Origin of the sequence: Plantactinospora sp. BC1 (assembly GCF_003030345.1) — a bacterium.
Lineage (GTDB): Bacteria > Actinomycetota > Actinomycetes > Mycobacteriales > Micromonosporaceae > Plantactinospora.
Genome location: NZ_CP028158.1, coordinates 4328783 through 4349558, shown reverse-complemented (window position 1 = coordinate 4349558; position 20776 = coordinate 4328783). Strand labels below are relative to the sequence as shown.

The following is a 20776-nucleotide window of genomic DNA, read 5'->3' as shown; positions in this document are numbered from 1 at the left end:
CTCAGCCTCGAACTCGCGCCCTGAGCCTGACAAGGACGCCCTGAGGACGGGCAAAGGCAATCTGAGCCAGGGAACGGCGATCTGAGGCGGAGAGCGGCGATCTGCGCCGGGGAACGGCGATCTGAGGCGGAGAGCGGCGATCTGCGCCGGGGAACGGCGATCTGAGGCGGAGAGCGGGGTCCTCAGCCGGTGCGGTCGGCGATGAAGTCGCAGAGCGACTCCAGGGCCTGTCGGGGCGCGCTGTCGGGCAGCGGGGCGAGGCAGGAGCGGGCCTCCTCGGCATAGCTGCGGACCGTCTCCCGGGCCCGCTTCAGCGCCGGAGACTCGCGGAGCAGGCCGAGCGCCTCGGCGTGCAGCGCGTCGTCGGTGATCGGGCCGAGCGCGAGAATCTCCCGCAGCCGTACCGAGGCGGCGTCGCCGTCGTCCGTGCCGAGCGCGTAGAGCACCGGCAGGGTCGGCACCCCCTCCCGCAGGTCGGTGCCGGGGGTCTTGCCGGACTGCACCGACTCCGAGGAGATGTCGAGCAGGTCGTCGGAGAGCTGGAAGGCGACCCCGATGGTCTCGCCGTAACCGGCCAGCGCCTCGATGTGCGGGGCCGGTGCGCCGCCGAACATGCCGCCGAACCGGGCCGAGGTGGCGATCAGCGAACCGGTCTTCTCGGCGATCACGTGCAGGTAGTGCGCGACCGGGTCGGCGTCGCGCGGGCCGACGGTCTCGGCGATCTGCCCGTGCACCAGCCGGGCGAACGTCCGGGCCTGCAACCGGACCGCCTCGGTGCCGAGGTCGGCGGCGATGTCGGCGGCCCGGGCGAAGAGATAGTCGCCGACCAGGATCGCCACCGAGTTGCCCCACCGGGAGTTCGCACTCGGCGCACCCCGGCGCACCGGCGCCTCGTCCATCACGTCGTCGTGGTAGAGCGTGGCGAGGTGGGTGAGTTCCATCACCACCGCCGCCGGTACGACGTGCGGCGCGACCGGATCACCGAACTGGGCGCCGAGCGCCACCAGCAGCGGGCGGAACCGCTTGCCGCCGGCATCCATCAGGTGCCGGGCCGCCTCGTCCACCATCGGGTCGGCGCTGGCGACGTTGTCGCGCAGCTCCGACTCCACGTTGGCCAGCACGCTGGCCACCGATGCTTCCACGCGGGCATCCGCGAACTCGAGCCCGATCGTGTCGAGCCCGAGGGCCGCCATGCCGCCAGCCGTTCCCCCCACGCCTTCAACCATGCCACACCCGCCGGCCAACCCCTGGTCGGGGGCGGTCGGCCTGGGAAGGGGCGTGGGGGTCACCGGTCATCGGACGAATTCGGCGGCGCCGTTGGCAAGATCCAGCAGTGGTGCCGGCGCGACCCCCAGGACCAGCGTGGCGACGACCCCGATCATCAGGGCCGCGGCGGTCAGCCCGCCCGGCAGCGACACCGTCGGAGTCGACTCGCCCGGCTCGGAGAGCCACATCATCACCACCACCCGCAGGTACGGGAAGGCGAGGATCATGCTGGTCAGCACGCCCGCGATCACCAGCCAGGTATGCCCGGCGTCCAGCGCGGCCCCGAACACCGCAAACTTGCTGATGAACCCGCTGGTCGCCGGAATACCGGCGAAGGCGAGCAGCAGGAAGGTGAAGATTCCGGCATAGAGCGGCGAACGCCGGCCCAGCCCGGCCCACCGGGACAGGTGGGTCGCCTCGCCGTCCGCGTCCCGGACCAGCGTCACCACGCCGAACGCGGCGAGCACCGTGAAGCCGTACGCGACGAGGTAGAACATCGTGCTGGACAGCCCGTCCTTGGAGAGCACCAGGGCACCGACCAGCAGGTAGCCGGCGTTCGCCACCGAGGAGTACGCGAGCAGCCGCTTGATGTCGGTCTGGGTGACCGCGAGGACCGCCCCGACCAGCATGGTCAGTACCGCGATGACGCCGAGCACCGGGGTGAAGTCCCAACTCGCCCCGGAGAACGCCACGTGCAGCACCCGGAGCAGACCGCCGAAGGCGGCGACCTTGGTGCAGGCGGCCATGAAGCCGGTGATCGGGGTCGGGGCGCCCTGGTAGACGTCCGGGGTCCAGACGTGGAACGGCGCCGCCGCGATCTTGAACAGCAGGCCGATCGAGAGCAGCGCGAGCCCGCCGAAGAGCAGTACCTCGCTGGCGGCCGAGTCGGTGACCGCGGTCCGGATGGTGCCGAAGTCGACCCCGCCGCCGGAGCCGGTGCCGCCGGCACCGACCGTGAAGCCGTAGACCAGCGCCATGCCGAAGAGGAAGAACGCCGAGGCGTACGAGCCGAGCAGGAAGTACTTCAGCGCCGCCTCCTGGCTCAACAGCCGCCGGCGCCGGGCCAGCGCGCAGAGCAGGTAGAGCGGCAGCGAGAACGCCTCCAGCGCGATGAACATCGTCAGCAGGTCGTTCGCGGCGACGAAGAGCAGCATGCCGGAGACGGCGAAGAGGGTCAGCGGGTAGACCTCGGTCGCACCCTCGGAGTCGGCGGCCTGCCGGTGGTCCTCCGGCGAGCCGACGGTGACCGCGGCGTGCGCCACGAACGCGCCGCCGCGCTGCACCGTGCGCTCGCCGATCAGCAGCAGCGCCATTCCGGCGAGCACCAGGATCGAACCCTGGAGGAAGAGCGTCGGGCCGTCGACCGCGACCGCCTCGCCGGCGGTGACCAGCCGGTCGTGCGCGTTCAGCACCACCGCGACCAGCGCGCCGGTCACGGCCAGCAGGCCGAGGACGAGCTGGGTCAGGTGCCGGCTCTTCCGGGGTACGAACGCCTCGACCAGGATGCCGAGCACGGAGGCTCCGAACAGCACCAGGATCGGTGCCAGAGCCGCGTAGTCGATGTCCGGCAGCTTGAGATCCATTATCGGACCTTCCTTACGTACGCGACTGGCAGCCGGCTCACCGGTGTGCCTCCTGGACGGTGCCCACCGTCGGCGCCGGGTCCTGCTTGCCGAGGTCCTGCTCCATGGTGGCCTGGACGGCGGGGTTGATGACGTCGGTGACCGGCTTCGGATAGAAGCCGAGCAGCAGCAGCAACGCGATCAGCGGGGCGACCACGACCTTCTCCCGCACCGACAGGTCCCGCCGCATCCCCTCCACCCCGGACAGCGCCGGGTTCAGCGTGCCCTGGGTGGTCCGCTGGATCATCCAGAGCACGTACGCGGCGGCCAGGATGATCCCGACGGTGGCGATGATCGCGACCGGCTTGTTCACCGTGTAGGTGCCGATCAGCACCAGGAACTCCGAGATGAACGGTGCCGTGCCGGGCAGCGCCAGCGAGGCGAGACCGGCGAAGAAGAACACCCCGGCGAGCAGCGGTACCAGCTTGCCGGCGCCACCGAAGTCGGTGATCAGCGCGGAGCCGCGCCGGGCGACCAGCATGCCGACCACCAGGAAGAGCAGCCCGGTGGCGAGGCCGTGGTTGACCATGTAGAGCACCGCGCCGGTGCCGGCCTGGGTGGTGAAGGCGAAGAGCCCGACGCCGATGAAGCCGAAGTGCGCGATCGAGGTGTAGGAGACGAGCCGCTTCAGGTCGTTCTGCCCGACCGCCAGCAGTGCCGCGTAGATGATCCCGATCAGCGCCAGCGCGATCGCGTACGGGGCGAACCACTTCGACGCCTCGGGGAAGAGCGGCAGGCAGTACCGCAGGATCCCGAAGGTGCCGACCTTGTCGAGTACCCCGACCAGCAGCGCGGCGGCGCCGGCCGGTGCCGCGCCACCGGCGTCCGGCAGCCAGGTGTGGAACGGGAAGAACGGCGCCTTGATCGCGAAGGCGAGGAAGAAGCCGAGGAAGAGCCAACGCTCGGTACCGGTGGAGATGTCGACCTGGGTCAGCGCCTGCCAGTCGAAGGTCTTGCCGCCGACGACCCAGAGCCCGATCACGGCGGCGAGCATGAAGAGCCCGCCGACGAGCGAGTAGAGGAAGAACTTCACCGCCGCGTACTGCCGCTGGTGGCCGCCGTAGCTGCCGATCAGGAAGTACATCGGCACGAGCATGACCTCGAAGAACACGTAGAAGAGGAAGACGTCGGCGGCGGCGAAGACGCCGATCATCGTGCACTCGAGGAAGAGCAGCAGCGCGAAGTAGACCGGCACGGAGCGTTTCGACTTCTCCGCGTCGTGCCAGGAGGCGAGGATCACCAGCGGCACCAGCAGGGCGATCAGCATCAGCATGACCAGCGCGATGCCGTCGGCGGCGAAGGTGAAGTTCACCCCCCAGCGCGGGATCCACGAGTACGACTCGCGGAGCTGGAGCCGGTCGCCGCCGGCCTCGAAGGCGATCCACATGAAGACGGAGAGCACCAGCACGGCCAGCGACCAGCCGAGTGCGATCCGCTTGGCCAGCTCGCCACGGCTGGCCGGCAGGAAGACCACCACCAGCGCGCCGACCAGCGGCGCGACGGTGAGCACCGAGAGGAAGGGGAAGTCGGACATTATTCGGCCTTACCTCCGTCGTCAGTGCCCGGCCGGTCGAGGTCGCCCGGCCGGTTCGGTGCGACCGGTGCGTTGTGGTGGGTCACGCGAACCACCCCAGTTGGACCGCCAGGAACGCCGCCACCACCAGCACCGCGCCGGTCATGATGGACATCGCGTACGACCGGACGAAGCCGGTCTGGAGCCGGCGCAACCGGCCCGATCCACCGCCGACCGCGGCGGCGAGCGCGTTGACCAGCCCGTCGATGCCCCGGTTGTCCAGGAAGACGAGCGCCCGGGTGAGGAAGATGCCCGGCTTCTCGAAGACCGCCTCGTTGAACGCGTCGGTGTAGAGGTTGCGCCGGGCCGCCCGGACCACCGGGCCGGCCGGCTGCTCCTGTAGCGCGGTGCCGTTGCGGAACAGCAGCCAGGCGAGGCCGGCGCCGAGCACGGTCAGGCCGAGCGAGAGCACGGTGATCACCGTGTGCGAGAGCACCGGCTCGTGGTGCTCGCCGTGCCCGAGTACCGGGGTCAGCCAGTCGGCGACCGGGGTCGCCATCAGGCCACCGGCGACCACCGAGCCGAGACCGAGCAGGATCAGCGGCACGGTCATCACCGGCGGCGACTCGTGCGGGTGCTCGATGTCCTCGGTCCACCGCTTCGGCCCGTGGAAGGTGAGCACGAAGAGCCGGGTCATGTAGAAGGCGGTCAGCCCGGCACCGAGCAGCGCGGCGCCGCCGTAGAGCCAGGCGGTCCAGTCGTCGCGGGCGAACGCCTCGACGATGATCGGCTCCTTGGTGAAGAAGCCGGAGAACGGCCACATGCCGATGATCGCCAGCCAGCCGAGCCCGAAGGTGATCCAGGTGATCTTCATGTACTTCGACAGCCCGCCGAACCGGCGGATGTCGACCTGGTCGTTCATGCCGTGCATCACCGAGCCGGCCCCGAGGAACATGTTGGCCTTGAAGAAGCCGTGCGCCAGCAGGTGGATGATGGCCAGCGCGTACGCCCCGCCGCCGAGCCCGACACCGAGGAACATGTAGCCGATCTGGCTCACCGTCGACCAGGCCAGGACCCGCTTGATGTCGTCCTTGGCCGCGCCGATGATGCAGCCCATCAGCAGGGTGAGCGCGCCGACGCTGACCACCACGGTCTGCAACGTCGGGTCGAGCGAGAAGATCGGGTTGGACCGGGCGATCAGGTAGACGCCGGCGGTCACCATCGTGGCGGCGTGGATCAGCGCGGAGACCGGGGTCGGGCCCTCCATCGCGTCCGGCAGCCACGCCTGGAGCGGGAACTGGCCGGACTTGCCGGTCGCGCCGAGCAGCAGCAGCAGGCCGATCGCCAGCACCGTACCGCCGGCCAGCGCCCCGGCGCCGTTGAAGACGTCGACGTACTGGGTGCTGCCGAGGGTGGCGAACATGATGAAGATCGCGATCGCCAGGCCGGCGTCGCCGACCCGGTTCATCAGGAACGCCTTCTTGCCGGCGGTGGCCGCGCTCGGCCGGTCGGTCCAGAACGAGATCAGCAGGTACGACGCCAGACCGACGCCCTCCCAGCCGACGTAGAGCATCACGTAGTTGTTGCCGAGTACCAGCAGCAACATCGCCGCGACGAAGAGGTTGAAGTACCCGAAGAACTTCCGCCGGCCGGCGTCGTGCGCCATGTAGCCGACCGCGTACACGTGGATCAGGAAGCCCACGCCCGTGATCAGCAGTACGAAGACCGCGGCCAGCGGGTCGAAGAGCAGTCCGAAGTCGACGTGCAGGTCACCGACCGCGATGAAGTCCCAGAGGCTCAGTTCGACCGAGCGGTTCGCAAGGCCCCGCAGCGAGAAGAAGTAGGTCAGACCGAGCACGAAGATGGCGCCGACGCTGGCCACGCCGAGCCAGTGCCCCCACCGGTCGGCACGCCGGCCGAGCAGCAGGAGGATCGCCGCGCTGACCAGCGGGATGGCCACCAGCAGCCACACGCTGCCCAGCAACCCCGTGGCGTGGGCGTACTCCACAGAATGTTCCACTGGTGGGCCCCTCTTAGTACTTCAACAGGTTGGCGTCGTCGACGCTCGCCGAGCGTCGAGTCCGGAAGATCGTCATGATGATGGCCAGCCCGACCACGACCTCGGCGGCGGCCACCACCATGACGAAGAACGCCATGATCTGACCGTTCAGGTCGCCGTTGATCCGGCTGAACGTGACCAGCGCGAGGTTGGCCGCGTTGAGCATCAGCTCGATGCACATGAAGAGGACGATCGCGTTGCGCCGGATCAGCACCCCGACCGCGCCGACCGTGAAGAGCAGGCAGGCGAGGATCAGGTAGTGGTTCGGCGACACCGACAGGAAGTCCGACATCTTATTTCTCCGTCCCCTTCAGCGCCCTCTCCTCGGCGGAGAGTTCACGCTGCGGCAGGATCTGCGGAACGCTCCGCTCGGTCAGCCCGCCGTCCGGCAGCCGGGCCGGGGTGGCGACCGAGGACGAGGTGGCGTACACGCCGGGGCCGGGCTTCGGTCCCGGGTAGTTGCCGGGGCGGAACCGCGCCTTCATCGTGGCGATCTGGTCCATCCGGTCCTCGCGGCGCCGCTCGACGTGGGCCAGCACCATCGCGCCGACCGCCGCGGTGATCAGCAGCGCCGAGGTGACCTCGAAGGCGAAGACGTACCTGGTGAAGAGCAGCGCCGCGATGCCCTGCACGTTGCCGTTCGCGTTCGCCTGCTCCAGACCGACGGCGTCCGCCTGGCCGAGCGCCCGCCACAGCCCGGTGGCGAGCAGCGTGCCGAAGCCGAGGCCGAGCAGGATCGCGGCGATCCGCTGCCCGCGCAGCGTCTCGATCAGCGAGTCCGAGGCGTCCCGGCCGACCAGCATCAGCACGAAGAGGAAGAGCATCATGATGGCGCCGGTGTAGACGATGATCTGCACCAGGCCGATGAACGGCCCGGACTGGATCACGTAGAAGACGCCCAGGCAGAGCATGGTCAGCACCAGCCAGAGCGCGGAGTGCACCGCGTTGCGGGCCCAGACCGTGCCGATCGCGCCGATCAGGGCGAGCGGGGCCAGGATCCAGAAGGTCACCTGTTCCCCGCCGGTCACCCCACCGGCGGCGGCGAGCACCGCTGATGTCGTCACGGCCGTTCTCCCGTCGTACCGGAGCCGTCGACCGTGGCGGTCTCGGACCAGGGCGCCCGCTCCGCGCCGGCCGAGGTGCCCGGGTTGGTCAGCGCGCCGACGTAGTAGTCCTTCTCGGTGTCACCGAGCCGCATCGGGTGCGGCGGCTGCTCCATCCCCGGCAGCAGCGGCGCCAGCAGCTGCTCCTTGGTGAAGATCAGATCCTGCCGGTTGTCCCGGGCCAGCTCGTACTCGTTGCTCATCGTCAGCGAACGGGTCGGGCAGGCCTCGATGCAGAGCCCGCAGAAGATGCAGCGGGCGTAGTTGATCTGGTACGTGCTGGCGTACCGCTCACCCGGCGAGAAGCGCTGCTCCTCGGTGTTGTCGCCACCCTCGACGTAGATCGCGTCGGCCGGGCAGGCCCAGGCGCACAGCTCGCAGCCGATGCACTTCTCCAGCCCGTCCGGGTGCCGGTTGAGGATGTGCCGCCCGTGGTAGCGCGGCGCCGAGACCGGCGGCTTGAACGGGTAGTCGGTGGTGACGACCTTCTTGAACATGTGCGAGAAGGTGACCCCGAAACCCTTGAACGATCCGGTGATCGCGCCCACGTCACACCTCCTTCTCGTCGTGTCCGGTACCGGCGTCGCCCGGTTGTCCGGCTCCGGCGGGCTGTCCGGCTCCCACGTTGGCCGGCTCCCGCTCGGCGACCGTCCGTCTCATCCGGGGGCTCGGTGGCACCTGGAGATCCATCGGCGGCAGCGGGAAACTGCCGGCGGGCCGCCGGTTGACCTTCTCCTGGAGGGTGCGCTGCGGCGGCCGCTTCTTGCTCGGCCAGAGGAGCGTCACCAGCAGCACGACCAGCACCGCACCGGCGATCACCGAGTAGCGGGTGGAGTCGCCCAGGTCCTCCTTCTGGAGGGTGCGGATGCCGGCCAGGACCAGGATCCAGACCAGGTTGATCGGCAGCAGCACCTTCCAGCCCAGCCGCATGAACTGGTCGTAGCGGAGCCGGGGCAGCGTGCCGCGCAGCCAGATGAAGACGAAGACCAGACCGATGACCTTGCCCATGAACCAGAGCAGCGGCCACCAGCCGGAGTTCGCGCCCTCCCAGAGCGTGATCGGCCAGGGAGCCCGCCAACCGCCGAGGAAGAGCGTCGTGGTGACCGCCGACATCGTCACCATCGCGACGTACTCGCTGAGCATGAAGAGCGCGAACTTCAGCGAGCTGTACTCCGTCATGAAGCCGGCGACCAGCTCCGACTCCGCCTCGGGCAGGTCGAACGGCGCCCGGTTGGTCTCACCGACGGTGGAGATGAAGAAGATGATGAAGCTCGGCAGCAGCAGGATCGCGTACCAGCCCGGCGCGGGCAGGTCGACCACGCCGAAGAGGTTGAGCCGGGTGCCGTCGGCCTGGGCGCTGACGATGCCGCTGGTCGACATCGTGCCGGCGGTCATGAAGACCGCGACGATGCTCAGACCCATCGCCACCTCGTACGAGATCATCTGGGCGGTGGAGCGCAACCCGCCGAGCAGCGGGTACGTCGAGCCGGAGGCCCAGCCGCCGAGCACGATGCCGTAGACGCCCATCGAGGAGCAGGCCAGCAGCACCAGTACGGCGACCGAGACGTCGGTGACCTGGAGCGGCGTCCGCTCACCGAAGATGCTCACCATCGGGCCGAACGGCACCACCGACAGCGCGGTCACCGCGCAGATCACCGAGATGGTCGGCGCGAAGAAGTAGACGACCTTGTCGGCCGCCTTCGGCAGGATGTCCTCCTTGAAGGCCATCTTGAGGCCGTCGGCGAGGGTCTGCAGCAGACCGAACGGGCCGATCTGGTTCAGGCCGGGCCGCTGGGCCATCCGGGCCACCACGCGGCGCTCGAACCAGACGCCCAGCAGCGTCGCCAGGACCGCGAAGACGAACGCCCCCACGATCTTGATCAGGACGAGCCACCAAGGATCCTTGCCGAAGTCCTGCAACGTCGGATCCTGGGCCAGGTAGAGGAGTTTCATCGGGTACCACCTCCAGCGCTGTTCAGCAGCGGCCCCGGCTTGCCCGCCGCGTCGGCGGCGACCGGGGTGGCCGGGCCGGCGGTGAGCCGGACAAGCGCGCCGGAGGTGACGCCGAGGCTGCGCCGGACGCTCGCTCCGGGCGAGTTGGTGGGCAGCCAGACGACGTCGTCCGGCAGGTCGGTGATCGCCGCCGGCAGGGTCAGCGCGCCCCGGTCGGTGCCGATCGTCACCGCGTCTCCCTCGGCGATCCCCAGCGCCTCGGCGGTGGCCTTGCCGAGCCGGACCACCGGCGGCCGGGCCGTGCCACCGAGCGCCGGGTCGCCCTCGGTCAGGGTGCCCGCGTCGATCAGCTGGTGCCAGGTGGCCAGGATCGCCTCGTTCGGGCCGGGCCGGACCGGCGCGGCCGGCTCGACGGCCGGGGCGGCGGTCCGGTTGGCCTGGGTCGCCGGCAGCCCGCCCAGCTCGCGGCGGATGCTGTTCACGTCGCCGGTGCCGAGCCGCACGTCGAGCTGGGCGGCGATCGCGTCCAGCACCCGGGCGTCGGACATCGCGGCGGTTTCCAGCACCGCCTCGAAGGTGCGCAGCCGGCCCTCCCAGTCGAGGAAGCTGCCGGCCTTCTCCACCACCGGGGCGACCGGGAAGACCACGTCGGCGCAGCGGGTCACCGCGTTGTGCCGCAGCTCCAGGCTGACCAGGAACGGCACCTTCTCCAGCGCCGCGTCGGCGAGCTTCGGGTCGGCCAGGTCCGCCGGGTCGACCCCGGAGACCAGCAGCGCGCCGAGCGAGCCGTCGGCGGCCGCCGCGACGATGCCGTCGGTGTCCCGGCCGGGCTGGCTCGGGATGACCCCGGCGGCCAGCTCCCAGGCGCCGGCCAACTCGGCCCGGCCGGCCGCGTCGGTCACCGGACGTCCGCCGGGGAGCAGGTTCGGCAGGCAGCCGGCGTCGACCGCGCCGCGGTCCCCGGCCCGCCGGGGCACCCAGGCCAGCTTGGCGCCGGTACGCTCGGCCAGCTCGGCGGCGGCGGAGAGGCCACCCGGCACCGTCGCCAGCCGCTCGCCGACCAGCAGCACCGCGCCGGGCTGGCGCAGCGCCTCGGCGACCGAGGCGTTCCCGGCGAGCAGCCCGGCCTCGTCGCCGGGGGCGGCGGTCAGCACCGTCGCACCGATCTTGGCCAGCCCCCGGGTCACGAACGGGGCCAGCGCCAGCACCTTCAGCCCGCGCTTGTTGTATGCCTTGCGCAGCCGCAGGAAGAGGATCGGGCACTCCTCCTCCGGCTCCAGCCCGGCGATCACCACGGCCGGGGCCCGCTCGACGTCGGCGTAGGTCACCTCGGTCGTCCCCGCCACCGTGCTGGCCAGGAACTGGGCCTCCTCGGCGGAGAGCGGACGGGCGCGGAAGTCGATGTCGTTGGTCTTCAGCGCCACCCGGGCGAACTTGGCGTACGCGTACGCGTCCTCGACGGTGAGCCGGCCGCCGGTCAGCACCCCGACCCCGGAGCCGGAGTCCCGGGCCGCGCGCAGCCCGTCGGCGGCGACGGCGAACGCCTCGCTCCAGGACGCCTCGCGCAGTTCACCGGTCCGGGCGTCCCGGACCATCGGGGTGGTGATCCGCTCGTTGGCGAAGGCGTACCGGAAGCCCCAGCGGCCCTTGTCGCAGTTCCACTCCTCGTTCACCGCCGGGTCGTCGCCGGCCAGCCGGCGCATCACCTTGCCGCGCCGGTGGTCGGTGCGCTGGGCGCAGCCGGCCGAGCAGTGCTCGCAGACGCTCGGGGTGGAGACCAGGTCGAACGGGCGGGCCCGGAACCGGTACTGCGCACCGGTCAGCGCGCCGACCGGGCAGATCTGCACCGTGTTCCCGGAGAAGTACGAGTTGAACGGGACGTCGCCCTCCCCGCTCTCCTCGCCGTAGTACTCGTCCCGGTAGACGTTGATCTCCTCGGCGCTGGACCGGCCCATCAGGTCGATGAACTTGTCCCCGGCGATCTCCTCGGAGAACCGGGTGCAGCGCTGGCAGAGTACGCAGCGCTCCCGGTCCAGCAGGACCTGGGTGGAGATGTTGACCGGCTTCTCGTACTCCCGCTTGGGCTCGTGGAAGCGGGTGTCGGTGCGGCCGGTGGACATCGCCTGGTTCTGTAGCGGGCACTCGCCGCCCTTGTCGCACATCGGGCAGTCGAGCGGGTGGTTGACCAGGAGCAGCTCCATGATCCCCTCCTGCGCCTTCTTGGCGACCGGAGAGGTGAGCTGGGTGCGTACCACCATGCCGTCGGCGACGGTCTGGGTGCAGGAGGCGACCGGCTTGCGCTGCCCCTCCACGTCGACCAGGCACTGCCGGCAGGCGCCGGCCGGGGCGAGCAGCGGGTGGTCGCAGAACCGGGGGATCTCGATGCCGAGCTGTTCGGCGACCCGGATCAGCAGCGCACCCTTCGGCGCGGTCACCTCGATGCCGTCGATGGTGAGCGTGACGGTATCGACCTGCTTCGCAACGTCCGTCATTAGTGGGCTCCTACCAGGGTCTTCTCCGACAGCTTGGGAGCCGTCCGGCCCTCGATGTAGTCGAGGTAGTCCTGCTTGAAGTACTTCAGCGAGGAGGTCACCGGGCTGGTCGCGCCGTCACCGAGGCCGCAGAAGGAGCGGCCGAGGATGTTGTCGCAGGTGTCCAGCAGGGTGTCCAGGTCCTCGTGGGTGCCCTGTCCGGCCAGGATCCGCCGGTAGGTGCGGACCATCCAGTAGTTGCCCTCCCGGCACGGCGTGCACTTTCCGCACGACTCGTGGTGGTAGAACTCCAGCCACCGGTAGGTGGCGTAGACCGGGCAGTCCTGGTCGGAGAAGATCTGGGTCGCGGTGGTGCCGAGGATCGAGCCGGCCGCCGCCACCCCCTCGAAGTCCAGCGGCACGTCGAGGTGCTCGGCGGTGAGCAGCGGGGTCGACGAGCCGCCCGGGGTCCAGAACCGCAGCTCGTGCCCGGGCTGCATCCCGCCGGCCAGCTCGATCAGCTCGCGCAGCGTGATGCCGAGCCCGGCCTCGTACTGCCCGGGGTTGTTGATCCGGCCGGAGAGGGAGTAGATCATCGGCCCGGAGGACTTCTCCGTGCCCATGCTCTTCCACCAGGCGGCCCCGCCCAGCACGATGTACGGCACGCTGGCGATGGTGCCGACGTTGTTGACCACGGTCGGGCAGGCGTAGAGGCCGTGCGTAGCCGGGAACGGCGGGCGCAGCCGGGGCTGGCCCCGGAACCCCTCCAGCGAGTCCAGCAGCGCCGTCTCCTCGCCGCAGATGTACGCCCCGGCCCCGCTGTGCACCACCAGCTCCAGGTCGAAGCCGGTACCGAGGATGTCCTTGCCGAGGTAGCCGGCCCGGTACGCCTCCTGCACGGCGTTGCGCAGCCGACGGGCCGCGTGCACCGCCTCGCCCCGGATGTAGATGTAGGCGCGGTTGGCCCGGATCGCGTACGAGGCGATGATCACGCCCTCGACCAGCGAGTGCGGGTCGTGGGTCATCAGCGGCAGGTCCTTGCAGGTGCCCGGCTCGCCCTCGTCGGCGTTGACCACCAGGTAGTGCGGCTTGCCGTCGCCCTGCGGGATGAAGCCCCACTTGAGCCCGGTCGGGAAGCCGGCACCGCCCCGGCCGCGCAGGCCGGAGTCCTTGACGAGTTGGATCAGGTCGTCCGGGTGGGCGGCGAGCGCCTTGCGCAGGGCGGCGTAGCCGTCCAGCCGCTCGTAGACGTCGAGCCGCCAGGCGTCCGGCGACAGCCAGCGCTTGGTGAGTACCGGGGTCAGCTTCTCCAGCGTCTCCCGTCGAGGCGTCGTGGTCACTTCTCGGCCTCCTTCAGCGAGCGCTCCTGCGCATCCGTACCCCCGTCACCGGCCGGCTTGCCGTCGCTGGCCGGCTGGTTGGCGGCGGCGCCGGCCGCCTCGGCGGCCTTGGCGTCGCCCGGCCCGGCCGGTGCGCCGTCGACCGGCGGGGTGGTGCCGGGCGCGTCCGGGACGGCGGTCTTGGCGTCCGGGTTCCGGGTCTCGGCGGTACGCACCTGGGGCGACTTGTCGTCCGGCGCCTTCACGTCCGGCGCGGTGCTGCCGGTGGCGGCGGCGGGCCGGGTGGTGGCCGGGGCCGGCTTGTCACCGGTCTGGCTGCCCTTGATCGGGGTGTTCGGGTCGTAGCCGGCCACCGAGACGCCGTGCTGCTGGGCCAGCCGCAGCCCGGCCAGCGTCGGGTCGCCGGCCAGCCCGTCGGCGACCGCCTCCTCGCGCGGGTCGGCGAAGCCGGCCAGTTGCAGCGACATCTCCTTGAGGGTGCAGAGCCGGGCGCCCCGGCTGGGCTGCGGGCGACCGCCCGCGCGCAGCTCGTTGACGACCGCGACCGCGGAGTCCGGGTCGACCTGGTCGAAGAAGTCGTAGTTGACGGTCATCACCGGGCCGTAGTCGCAGGCCGCCAGGCACTCGGCGTGCTCCAGGGTGATCTTGCCGTCCGGAGTGGTCTCGTCGTGCCCGACCCCGAGGTGCTCGGTCAGGGTGTCGTAGACCTGCTGCCCGCCGAGCACGTTGCACATGGTGTTGGTGCAGACGCTGACCAGCCAGTCGCCGGTGGGCCGGCGCTTGTACATCGTGTAGAAGGTGGCCACGGCGCCGACCTGCGCCTTGTTCAGGCCGAGGACGTCGGCACAGAACTCCACGCCGGCCGGGGAGACGTACCCCTCCTCGGACTGCACCAGGTGCAGCAGCGGCAGCAGCGCCGAACGGGACCGGTCGGCCGGGTAGCGGGCGACGATCTCCGCCGCCCGCTCGTCGAGCTTCGCGTGCAGGTCGGCGCTGCGCGCACCGCTGCCGTTCCGCTGCGTCGGCACCTCGCCCGGCCCGGTCACCAGACCGTCCAGCCGGGACGCCGCGTTGCCAAACTGAGACTGAGTCATTTAGCGATCACACCCACCCATCACCGGGTCCAGCGACGCGCCGCCCGCGATCACGTCCGCGATCAGGCCGCCCTCGGCCATCGCCGGCAGCGCCTGGAGGTTGACGAAGCTGGGCTCGCGGTAGTGCACCCGGTACGGCCGGGTGCCCCCGTCGGAGACCGCGTGCACGCCCAGCTCGCCACGGGGCGACTCGATCCCGACGTAGACCTGGCCCGGTGGCACCCGGAAGCCCTCGGTCACCAGCTTGAAGTGGTGGATCAGCGACTCCATCGACTGACCCATGATCTTGGCGACGTGCTCCAGCGAGTTGCCCATGCCGTCGACGCCGATGGCGAGCTGCGCCGGCCAGGCGATCTTCTTGTCGGCCACCATGATCGGCCCCGGGCGGAGCCGGTCGAGGGCCTGCTCGACGATCTTGAGCGACTCCCGCATCTCGGCCATCCGGACCAGGTAGCGGCCCCAGACGTCGCCGCTCTCGGTGGTCGGCACGTCGAACTCGTAGTTCTCGTAACCGCAGTACGGCATGGTCTTGCGCAGGTCCCAGGCCAGCCCCGCCGAGCGGAGCACCGGGCCGGTGACGCCCAGCGCCAGGCAGCCGGTCACGTCGAGCACGGCGACGTCCTTGGTCCGCTCCAGCCAGATCGGCTGGCCGGAGAGCATGTCCTCGTATTCCTTGAGCCGCTTCGGCAGCAGCGTCAGGAACTCGCGGATCTTGACGATCGCCTCGTCCGGGACGTCCTGGGCGACCCCGCCCGGCCGGACGTACGCGTGGTTCATCCGCAGGCCGGTGATCAGCTCGAAGATCTCCAGCACGTACTCGCGCTCGCGGAAGCCGTAGAGCATCACGTTGACCGCGCCCAGCTCCATCGCCGTGGTGGCGATCCAGACCAGGTGCGAGGAGATCCGGTTGAGCTCCATCATCAGCACCCGGATGGTGTTGGCCCGCTCGGTCACCTCGTCGGTGATGCCGAGCAGCTTCTCCACCGCCAGGCTGTACGCCGTCTCGTTGAACAGCGGCGAGAGGTAGTCCATCCGGGTGACGAACGTGCTGCCCTGCACCCAGTTGCGGTATTCCAGGTTCTTCTCGATCCCGGTGTGCAGATAGCCGACCACCGCCCGGGCCTCCCGGACGGTCTCGCCCTCCAGCTCCAGGATCAGCCGGAGCACGCCGTGCGTCGACGGGTGCTGCGGACCCATGTTGACGATGATCCGCTCGTCGTTGATCGGGTCGTGCCCGCTGACCACCTGGTCCCAGTCGCCACCGGTGACGGTGAAGACCCGGCCCTCGGTGGTCTCCCGGGACTCGGCGTAGCTCGGGTTCGTCGAGGTGCTCATTGGTACGTCCTCCGCTGGTCGGGCGGTGGGATCACGGCGCCCTTGTACTCGACCGGCACGCCGCCGAGCGGGTAGTCCTTGCGCTGCGGGTGGCCCTCCCAGTCGTCCGGCATCAGGATCCGGGTCATGCCGGGGTGGCCGTCGAAGACGACGCCGAACATGTCGTACGTCTCCCGCTCCTGCCAGTCCGCCGTGGGGTAGACCGAGGTGACGCTCGGCACCCGGGGCTCCTCGGCGGTCACCGCGACCTCCAGCCGGAGCTGCCGGCGGTAGGTCATCGAGGTGAGCTGGTAGACGACGTGCAGCCGGCGGGCGTCGGAACCGAGGTAGTCGACCCCGGAGACCGAGGAGCAGAGTTCGAAGCGGAGCGCCGCGTCGTCCCGGAGCACCTGGCAGACCTCGGCGATCCGCTCGGGGCGGATGTGCAGGGTCAGCTCGCCCCGGTCGACCACGACCTTCTCGATCGCGTCGGCGAAGCCCGGGTACGCCTCCTCCAGCGCGTCGGTGACCTCGTCGAAGTAGCCGCCGTACGGCCGGGGGCTGCTCTCCACACTGACCCGCTGCCGGACCAGCCCGCCGAAGCCGGAGGTGTCGCCGCTGCCGTGGATGCCGAACATGCCGCGTCCGGCCGCCGTGGCCGGCGGATACTCGGCCGGCGCCCCGCTGGTCGCCCCGACCGGCGGCCGGGCCACCGGCACGCCGCCGCCCGGCCGCTCGCTGGGGCTCTTCTTCGGCTCGGTGCCGTTCGGCTCGCTCACCGGTCAGCCCTCTCCACCAGGTGGTTCTGCGCCTTCATCCAGTTCTCGATCCGGAGCTGCTCCTCGCGTCCCTCGGCGACCGCCCGGGTCCACTCGGCCCGGCGCGCCTTGTCGTTGCGGTAGGAGGAGGGCATCGAGCCGGGCGCCACCAGCGGTACGGCGCCACGTGCCTGGCGCGCCTCCAGCATCTTGCGGCCGTTCGGGCCGAGCGGCTCGTGGCCGATCTTCTCGCGCAGCTTGAGGATCGCGTCGATCAGCATCTCCGGCCGGGGCGGGCAGCCGGGCAGGTACATGTCGACCGGTACGACGTGGTCGACGCCCTGCACGATGGCGTAGTTGTTGAACATGCCGCCGCTGCTGGCGCAGACGCCCATCGAGATCACCCAGCGGGGCTCGGCCATCTGGTCGTAGATCTGGCGCAGCACCGGGGCCATCTTCTGGCTCACCCGGCCGGCCACGATCATCAGGTCCGCCTGTCGCGGCGAGGCGCGGAAGACCTCCATGCCCCACCGGCCGAGGTCGTAGTGGGAGCCACCGGCCGCCATCATCTCGATCGCGCAGCAGGCCAGGCCGAAGGTGGCGCCCCAGAACGAGGACTTCCGGGACCAGTTGACCAGCTTCTCCACCGAGGTGAGCAGGATCCCGGACGGGAGCTTCTCCTCGATACCCATCTGACGACCTCCCTCAGTCCCAGTCCAGGCCGCCACGCCGCCAGACGTAGGCGTACGCGACGAAGACCGCGACGATGAACAGCACCATCTCCACGAAGCCGAACAGCCCGAGGACGTCGAAGTTGACCGCCCACGGGTACAGGAAGATGATCTCGATGTCGAAGACGATGAACAGCATCGCCGTCAGGTAGAACTTGATCGGGAGCCGACCGCCGCCGACCGGCTGCGGGCTCGGCTCGATGCCGCACTCGTACGCCTCGAGCTTGGCTTTGTTGTAGCGCCGGGGGCCGGCGAAGCGCGCCGCGGCGACGGAGAACAGCGCGAACCCCGCGGCGAGGGCGAACAGCCCGATGATGGGTACGTACGGCGAGAGCGACATCGTTTTCCCCTGCTCGTCCTTCCCGGCCCTCGGTCAATTTCCAATTCACACTATTCACAGTCGTCCGGGCGACGCTGCCCGGGGTGCCACTGGCGCCCCTGCCGGGGCGGGCGGCGGTTCACACGGCCGGAGCCACCTTCGTCATCGCGTTGATGACCCGGTCCATCGCGTCTCCGCCGCGCGGATCGGTCAGGTTCGCCAGCAGCTTGAGCACGAACCGCATCAGGGTCGGATGCGGCATGCCGTGCTTGGTGGCGATCCGCATCACATGCGGATTGCCGATCATCTTCACGAAGATGTTGCCGAGCCGGTAGTAACCGCCGTACCGGGCCTTCAGTTCGGCGGGGTAGCCGGCCAGTGCGCGTTCCCGCTCGGCACCCGCCGGGCGGGCCAGCGCCTGCACCACGATCTCGGCGGCGAGTTCACCGGACTCCATCGCGTACGCGATGCCCTCGCCGTTGAAGGGGTTGACCATGCCGCCGGAGTCGCCGACCAGCAGCACTCCCCGGGTGTAGTGCGGCACCCGGTTGAAGCCCATCGGCAGGGCGGCGCCGAGGATCGGGCCGTCCGCGTTGGTCTCGTCGGTCATGCCCCACTCGGCCGGGGTGCCGGCGAGCCAGTCGACCAGCAGCCGCCGGTAGTTGGTCTTGCCGAACGCCGCCGACGAGTTCAGCGCACCGAGCCCGACGTTGACCCGGCCGTCCCCCATGCCGAAGATCCAGCCGTACCCGGGCAGCAGCTTGTCGGGGTGCTCCTTGCTGCGCAGCTCCAGCCACGACTCCAGGTAGTTGTCGTCGTGCTTGGCCGGCGAGCGGTAGTAGCGGCGGACCGCGACGCCGATCGGCCGGTCCTCCCGCTTGTTCAGGCCGAGCGCCAGCGGGAGCCGCCCGGAGACGCCGTCGGCGGCGATCACCAGCGGGGCCCGGAAGGTCGCCGGGGCCTTCTCCGGCCCGCTCTCGGCGGTGACGCCGACCACCCGGCCACCGTCGTCGAGCACCGGGCCGGTCACGTTCATCCCGGTACGCAGTTCCGCGCCGGCCTCGACGGCACGCCTGGCCAGCAGGTCGTCGAAGTCGAGCCGGGTACGGACCAGTCCGTAGTTGGGGAAGCTGGCCAGCTCGGGCCAGTCGAGTTCGAGGCGTACGCCACCGCCGATGACCCGCAGTCCCCGGTTGTGCAGCCAGCCCGCCTCGGGCGAGGTGTCGATGCCGAGCTTGACGAGCTGCTTGACGGCCCGGGGGGTGAGCCCGTCGCCGCAGACCTTCTCCCGGGGGAACTCGGTCTTCTCCAGCAGCAGCACGCGGGCGCCGTGTCGGGCCAGGTGATAGGCGGTCGTCGATCCGCCTGGACCGGCGCCGACGACGATGACGTCCGCGTCGTTGTCGACGGTGGTCATCCGCACCTCCCCTCCCGATCGCTCGTGAAATGCTTCACAAGCCTCGTCAGGGGAGGAGTCTAGAGCCGCGAAGCGGCCGGCAACCGGTTAGGTGAACCTAAGTTCCCAAGGTAGGCGTGTCGACTACCTTTCTGGGCCCATTCCGGGCCCGTCTGTGAGGCGGGCGGGGCACCTGGGGTAGACGAGGCTGTCGAGCTGCCCCGGCTGCGCACCCAGCTCTACAGTCCGCTCGGCTCAGGTACGGTCCTCGCCGCTGCGCTGCGCCGGACGGCGTTCGATCGGGCCCGGGGTGACCGGCCCCGGTTCGGCCGGGTGCGGGTCGGCCGGGCGGGGCCCCACCGGGTGCGGGTCGGTGGGGTGCGGCGCGGCCGGATGCGGCTCGGCCGGCCCGGGAGCCGGCGGGTGCGGATCGGCCGGGCCGGGCCGGCCCGGCTGGGGTGGCCCCGGCCGCGGCTGCGCCGGATGCGGCTCCGGCGGGTTCGGCTCGACCGGGTGCGGCTCGACCGGATATCCGTCGGCGGCCGGAAGACCGTCGCCCGGCGTGGCGCCGTTTCCGGACAGCCGCCCGGCGGGGTTTCCGCCGTTCTGCGGCGAAGGCTCGATCGGGTAATCGCCGGTCGGCGCCGGGTCGTCGTCCGGGGCGCGCTCGTGCTCGTACGGCAACTGCTCTCGCAGGGTGCCGCCGCTGACCCGGTCCAGCGCGGCCAGTACCTCGGCGACCACCGTCCGGACCGCGACCGGGTCGGGGCCGGCCAGCTCCCGGATCTGCGCGATCAGCTCGGCCGCCTCGGCCTCCGGGTCGGCCCGGTCCACCGGACCGTCAGCTCCGGCATCTGGACCGTCAGCTCCGGCCTCTGGACCGGCGGCGTCCGGCGCCGACTCGGCCACGGCGTCGTCACCCCGGCGCCGCGCGGCCGGCGGGCCCGCGCCCGGTGTCTCCTCGGCCGGCTGCCCGTCGCCGTCGACCTGCCGGTCTGCCCCCGCCATGGGCGCAGCCTACGGCCTGGAAAGCCGCCTCGCGGATCAAAACCGACTAAAGCGCCATGAAAACGATGATCAGGAACGTACTGCTCGGTGCAGCGCGACGATGCCGCCGGTCAGGTTCCGCCAGCCGACCCGGTGCCACCCGGACCGGCCGATCTGCCCGGCCAGCCCGGCCTGGTCCGGCCAGGCCCGGATCGACTCGGCCAGATAGACGTACGCGTCCGGGTTGCTCGCCACCGCCCGGGCCACCGCCGGCAGCGACCGCATCAGGTAGGAGAGGTAGACCGTCCGGAAGACCGGGTTGGTCGGGGTACTGAACTCGCAGACCACCAGCCGGCCGCCGGGCCGGGTGACCCGGGCCATCTCCCGGAGCGCCGCCTCGGTGTCGACGACGTTGCGCAGCGCCAGCGAGATGGTGACCGCGTCGAACGTCTGGTCCGGAAAGGGCAGCCGGAGTGCGTCACCGGCCAGCAACGGCACCTCGGGCCGGCTCCGTCGACCGGCCCGGAGCATCCCGATGGAGAGATCCAACCCCACCGCGTACGCCCCGGAGGTGGCCAACTCGGCGGTGGAGACCCCGGTGCCGGCGCCCACGTCCAGCACCTGGTCGCCGGGGCGCAGGTCGAGGGCGGCCAGGGTGGCCCGGCGCCACCGCCGGTCCTGGCCGAACGAGATCACGGTGTTGGTCAGGTCATACCGGGACGCCACCTGGTCGAACATCGCCGCCACCTCGTGCGGCTGCTTCTCCAGGCTGGCCCGGCGTCCGGACGGGGTACGGCTCACGCCGGAACAGTCTGCCAGCCACCGGCCCGGCCGCTCGGCCCGGGGCGGG

Annotated in this window: 18 protein-coding genes; all 18 read right to left on the bottom strand. The window is 70.7% G+C overall.

Features of this window, described 5'->3' with window-relative positions:
- Positions 1-182 precede the first annotated feature (182 nt).
- Positions 183-1226, bottom strand: coding sequence for a polyprenyl synthetase family protein (locus tag C6361_RS18955; RefSeq protein WP_107262175.1), 1044 nt, complete (start codon positions 1224-1226; stop codon positions 183-185).
- A 66-nt stretch (positions 1227-1292) separates the two neighbouring features.
- Positions 1293-2852, bottom strand: a complete 1560-nt coding sequence (gene nuoN / locus C6361_RS18950) for an NADH-quinone oxidoreductase subunit NuoN (protein WP_107268526.1) — start codon at positions 2850-2852, stop codon at positions 1293-1295.
- 34 nt (positions 2853-2886) lie between these two features.
- Positions 2887-4422 carry an NADH-quinone oxidoreductase subunit M gene (locus tag C6361_RS18945; RefSeq protein WP_107262171.1) on the bottom strand — a complete coding sequence of 512 codons (1536 nt, stop codon included), beginning with the start codon at positions 4420-4422 and terminating at the stop codon, positions 2887-2889.
- A gap of 82 nt (positions 4423-4504) precedes the next feature.
- Entirely contained in the window at positions 4505-6421 is a 1917-nt protein-coding gene (gene nuoL / locus C6361_RS18940) for an NADH-quinone oxidoreductase subunit L (protein ID WP_107262169.1), read from the bottom strand.
- 13 nt (positions 6422-6434) lie between these two features.
- Positions 6435-6752, bottom strand: a complete 318-nt coding sequence (gene nuoK / locus C6361_RS18935; protein WP_199187664.1) for an NADH-quinone oxidoreductase subunit NuoK — start codon at positions 6750-6752, stop codon at positions 6435-6437.
- A gap of 1 nt (position 6753) precedes the next feature.
- On the bottom strand, positions 6754-7524 hold the full coding sequence (locus C6361_RS18930; RefSeq protein WP_107268525.1) for an NADH-quinone oxidoreductase subunit J: 771 nt from the start codon (positions 7522-7524) through the stop codon (positions 6754-6756).
- Positions 7521-8111 (bottom strand): NADH-quinone oxidoreductase subunit NuoI, encoded by a 591-nt coding sequence (gene nuoI / locus C6361_RS18925; protein ID WP_107262165.1) that lies wholly within the window; start codon positions 8109-8111, stop codon positions 7521-7523. The genes C6361_RS18930 and nuoI overlap by 4 nt, the downstream gene beginning before the upstream one ends.
- Before the next feature lies 1 nt (position 8112).
- The gene (nuoH, locus tag C6361_RS18920) at positions 8113-9516 is read right to left on the bottom strand and encodes an NADH-quinone oxidoreductase subunit NuoH (RefSeq protein ID WP_107268524.1); all 1404 of its coding nucleotides are present in this window, start codon (positions 9514-9516) and stop codon (positions 8113-8115) included.
- The gene (locus C6361_RS18915) at positions 9513-12008 is read right to left on the bottom strand and encodes an NADH-quinone oxidoreductase subunit G (protein ID WP_107268523.1); all 2496 of its coding nucleotides are present in this window, start codon (positions 12006-12008) and stop codon (positions 9513-9515) included. Before C6361_RS18915 ends, nuoH begins: the two co-directional genes overlap by 4 nt.
- Positions 12008-13327, bottom strand: a complete 1320-nt coding sequence (gene nuoF / locus C6361_RS18910; RefSeq protein ID WP_107262160.1) for an NADH-quinone oxidoreductase subunit NuoF — start codon at positions 13325-13327, stop codon at positions 12008-12010. The genes C6361_RS18915 and nuoF overlap by 1 nt, the downstream gene beginning before the upstream one ends.
- Positions 13324-14421 carry an NADH-quinone oxidoreductase subunit NuoE gene (gene nuoE, locus C6361_RS18905; protein WP_107262158.1) on the bottom strand — a complete coding sequence of 366 codons (1098 nt, stop codon included), beginning with the start codon at positions 14419-14421 and terminating at the stop codon, positions 13324-13326. Before nuoE ends, nuoF begins: the two co-directional genes overlap by 4 nt.
- A complete protein-coding gene (locus C6361_RS18900) occupies positions 14422-15756 on the bottom strand; it encodes an NADH-quinone oxidoreductase subunit D (protein WP_107262156.1) in 1335 nt (444 codons plus the stop codon).
- A complete protein-coding gene (locus C6361_RS18895) occupies positions 15753-16514 on the bottom strand; it encodes an NADH-quinone oxidoreductase subunit C (RefSeq protein ID WP_107262154.1) in 762 nt (253 codons plus the stop codon). The genes C6361_RS18900 and C6361_RS18895 overlap by 4 nt, the downstream gene beginning before the upstream one ends.
- Positions 16511-17185: an NADH-quinone oxidoreductase subunit B family protein gene (locus C6361_RS18890; protein ID WP_107262152.1), complete on the bottom strand. Its 675-nt coding sequence runs from the start codon at positions 17183-17185 to the stop codon at positions 16511-16513. Before C6361_RS18890 ends, C6361_RS18895 begins: the two co-directional genes overlap by 4 nt.
- Positions 17186-17198: 13 nt before the next feature.
- Positions 17199-17564 (bottom strand): NADH-quinone oxidoreductase subunit A, encoded by a 366-nt coding sequence (locus tag C6361_RS18885; RefSeq protein WP_107262150.1) that lies wholly within the window; start codon positions 17562-17564, stop codon positions 17199-17201.
- Positions 17565-17682: 118 nt separating this feature from the next.
- Positions 17683-18960: a geranylgeranyl reductase family protein gene (locus C6361_RS18880; RefSeq protein WP_107262148.1), complete on the bottom strand. Its 1278-nt coding sequence runs from the start codon at positions 18958-18960 to the stop codon at positions 17683-17685.
- 234 nt (positions 18961-19194) lie between these two features.
- Entirely contained in the window at positions 19195-19947 is a 753-nt protein-coding gene (locus C6361_RS18875; RefSeq protein ID WP_107268522.1) for a hypothetical protein, read from the bottom strand.
- 69 nt (positions 19948-20016) lie between these two features.
- Positions 20017-20727 carry a demethylmenaquinone methyltransferase gene (locus C6361_RS18870; RefSeq protein WP_107268521.1) on the bottom strand — a complete coding sequence of 237 codons (711 nt, stop codon included), beginning with the start codon at positions 20725-20727 and terminating at the stop codon, positions 20017-20019.
- Positions 20728-20776: the final 49 nt, after the last annotated feature.

Coding starts and splice junctions, on each gene's coding strand:
- C6361_RS18875 (WP_107268522.1), bottom strand. CDS start 19,947: ATGGCGGGGGCAGACCGGCAGGTCGACGGCGACGGGCAGCCGGCCGAG.
- C6361_RS18915 (WP_107268523.1), bottom strand. CDS start 12,008: ATGACGGACGTTGCGAAGCAGGTCGATACCGTCACGCTCACCATCGAC.
- nuoH (WP_107268524.1), bottom strand. CDS start 9,516: ATGAAACTCCTCTACCTGGCCCAGGATCCGACGTTGCAGGACTTCGGC.
- C6361_RS18890 (WP_107262152.1), bottom strand. CDS start 17,185: ATGGGTATCGAGGAGAAGCTCCCGTCCGGGATCCTGCTCACCTCGGTG.
- C6361_RS18955 (WP_107262175.1), bottom strand. CDS start 1,226: ATGGTTGAAGGCGTGGGGGGAACGGCTGGCGGCATGGCGGCCCTCGGG.
- C6361_RS18900 (WP_107262156.1), bottom strand. CDS start 15,756: ATGAGCACCTCGACGAACCCGAGCTACGCCGAGTCCCGGGAGACCACC.
- C6361_RS18945 (WP_107262171.1), bottom strand. CDS start 4,422: ATGTCCGACTTCCCCTTCCTCTCGGTGCTCACCGTCGCGCCGCTGGTC.
- nuoK (WP_199187664.1), bottom strand. CDS start 6,752: ATGTCGGACTTCCTGTCGGTGTCGCCGAACCACTACCTGATCCTCGCC.
- C6361_RS18880 (WP_107262148.1), bottom strand. CDS start 18,960: ATGACCACCGTCGACAACGACGCGGACGTCATCGTCGTCGGCGCCGGT.
- C6361_RS18885 (WP_107262150.1), bottom strand. CDS start 17,564: ATGTCGCTCTCGCCGTACGTACCCATCATCGGGCTGTTCGCCCTCGCC.
- nuoE (WP_107262158.1), bottom strand. CDS start 14,421: ATGACTCAGTCTCAGTTTGGCAACGCGGCGTCCCGGCTGGACGGTCTG.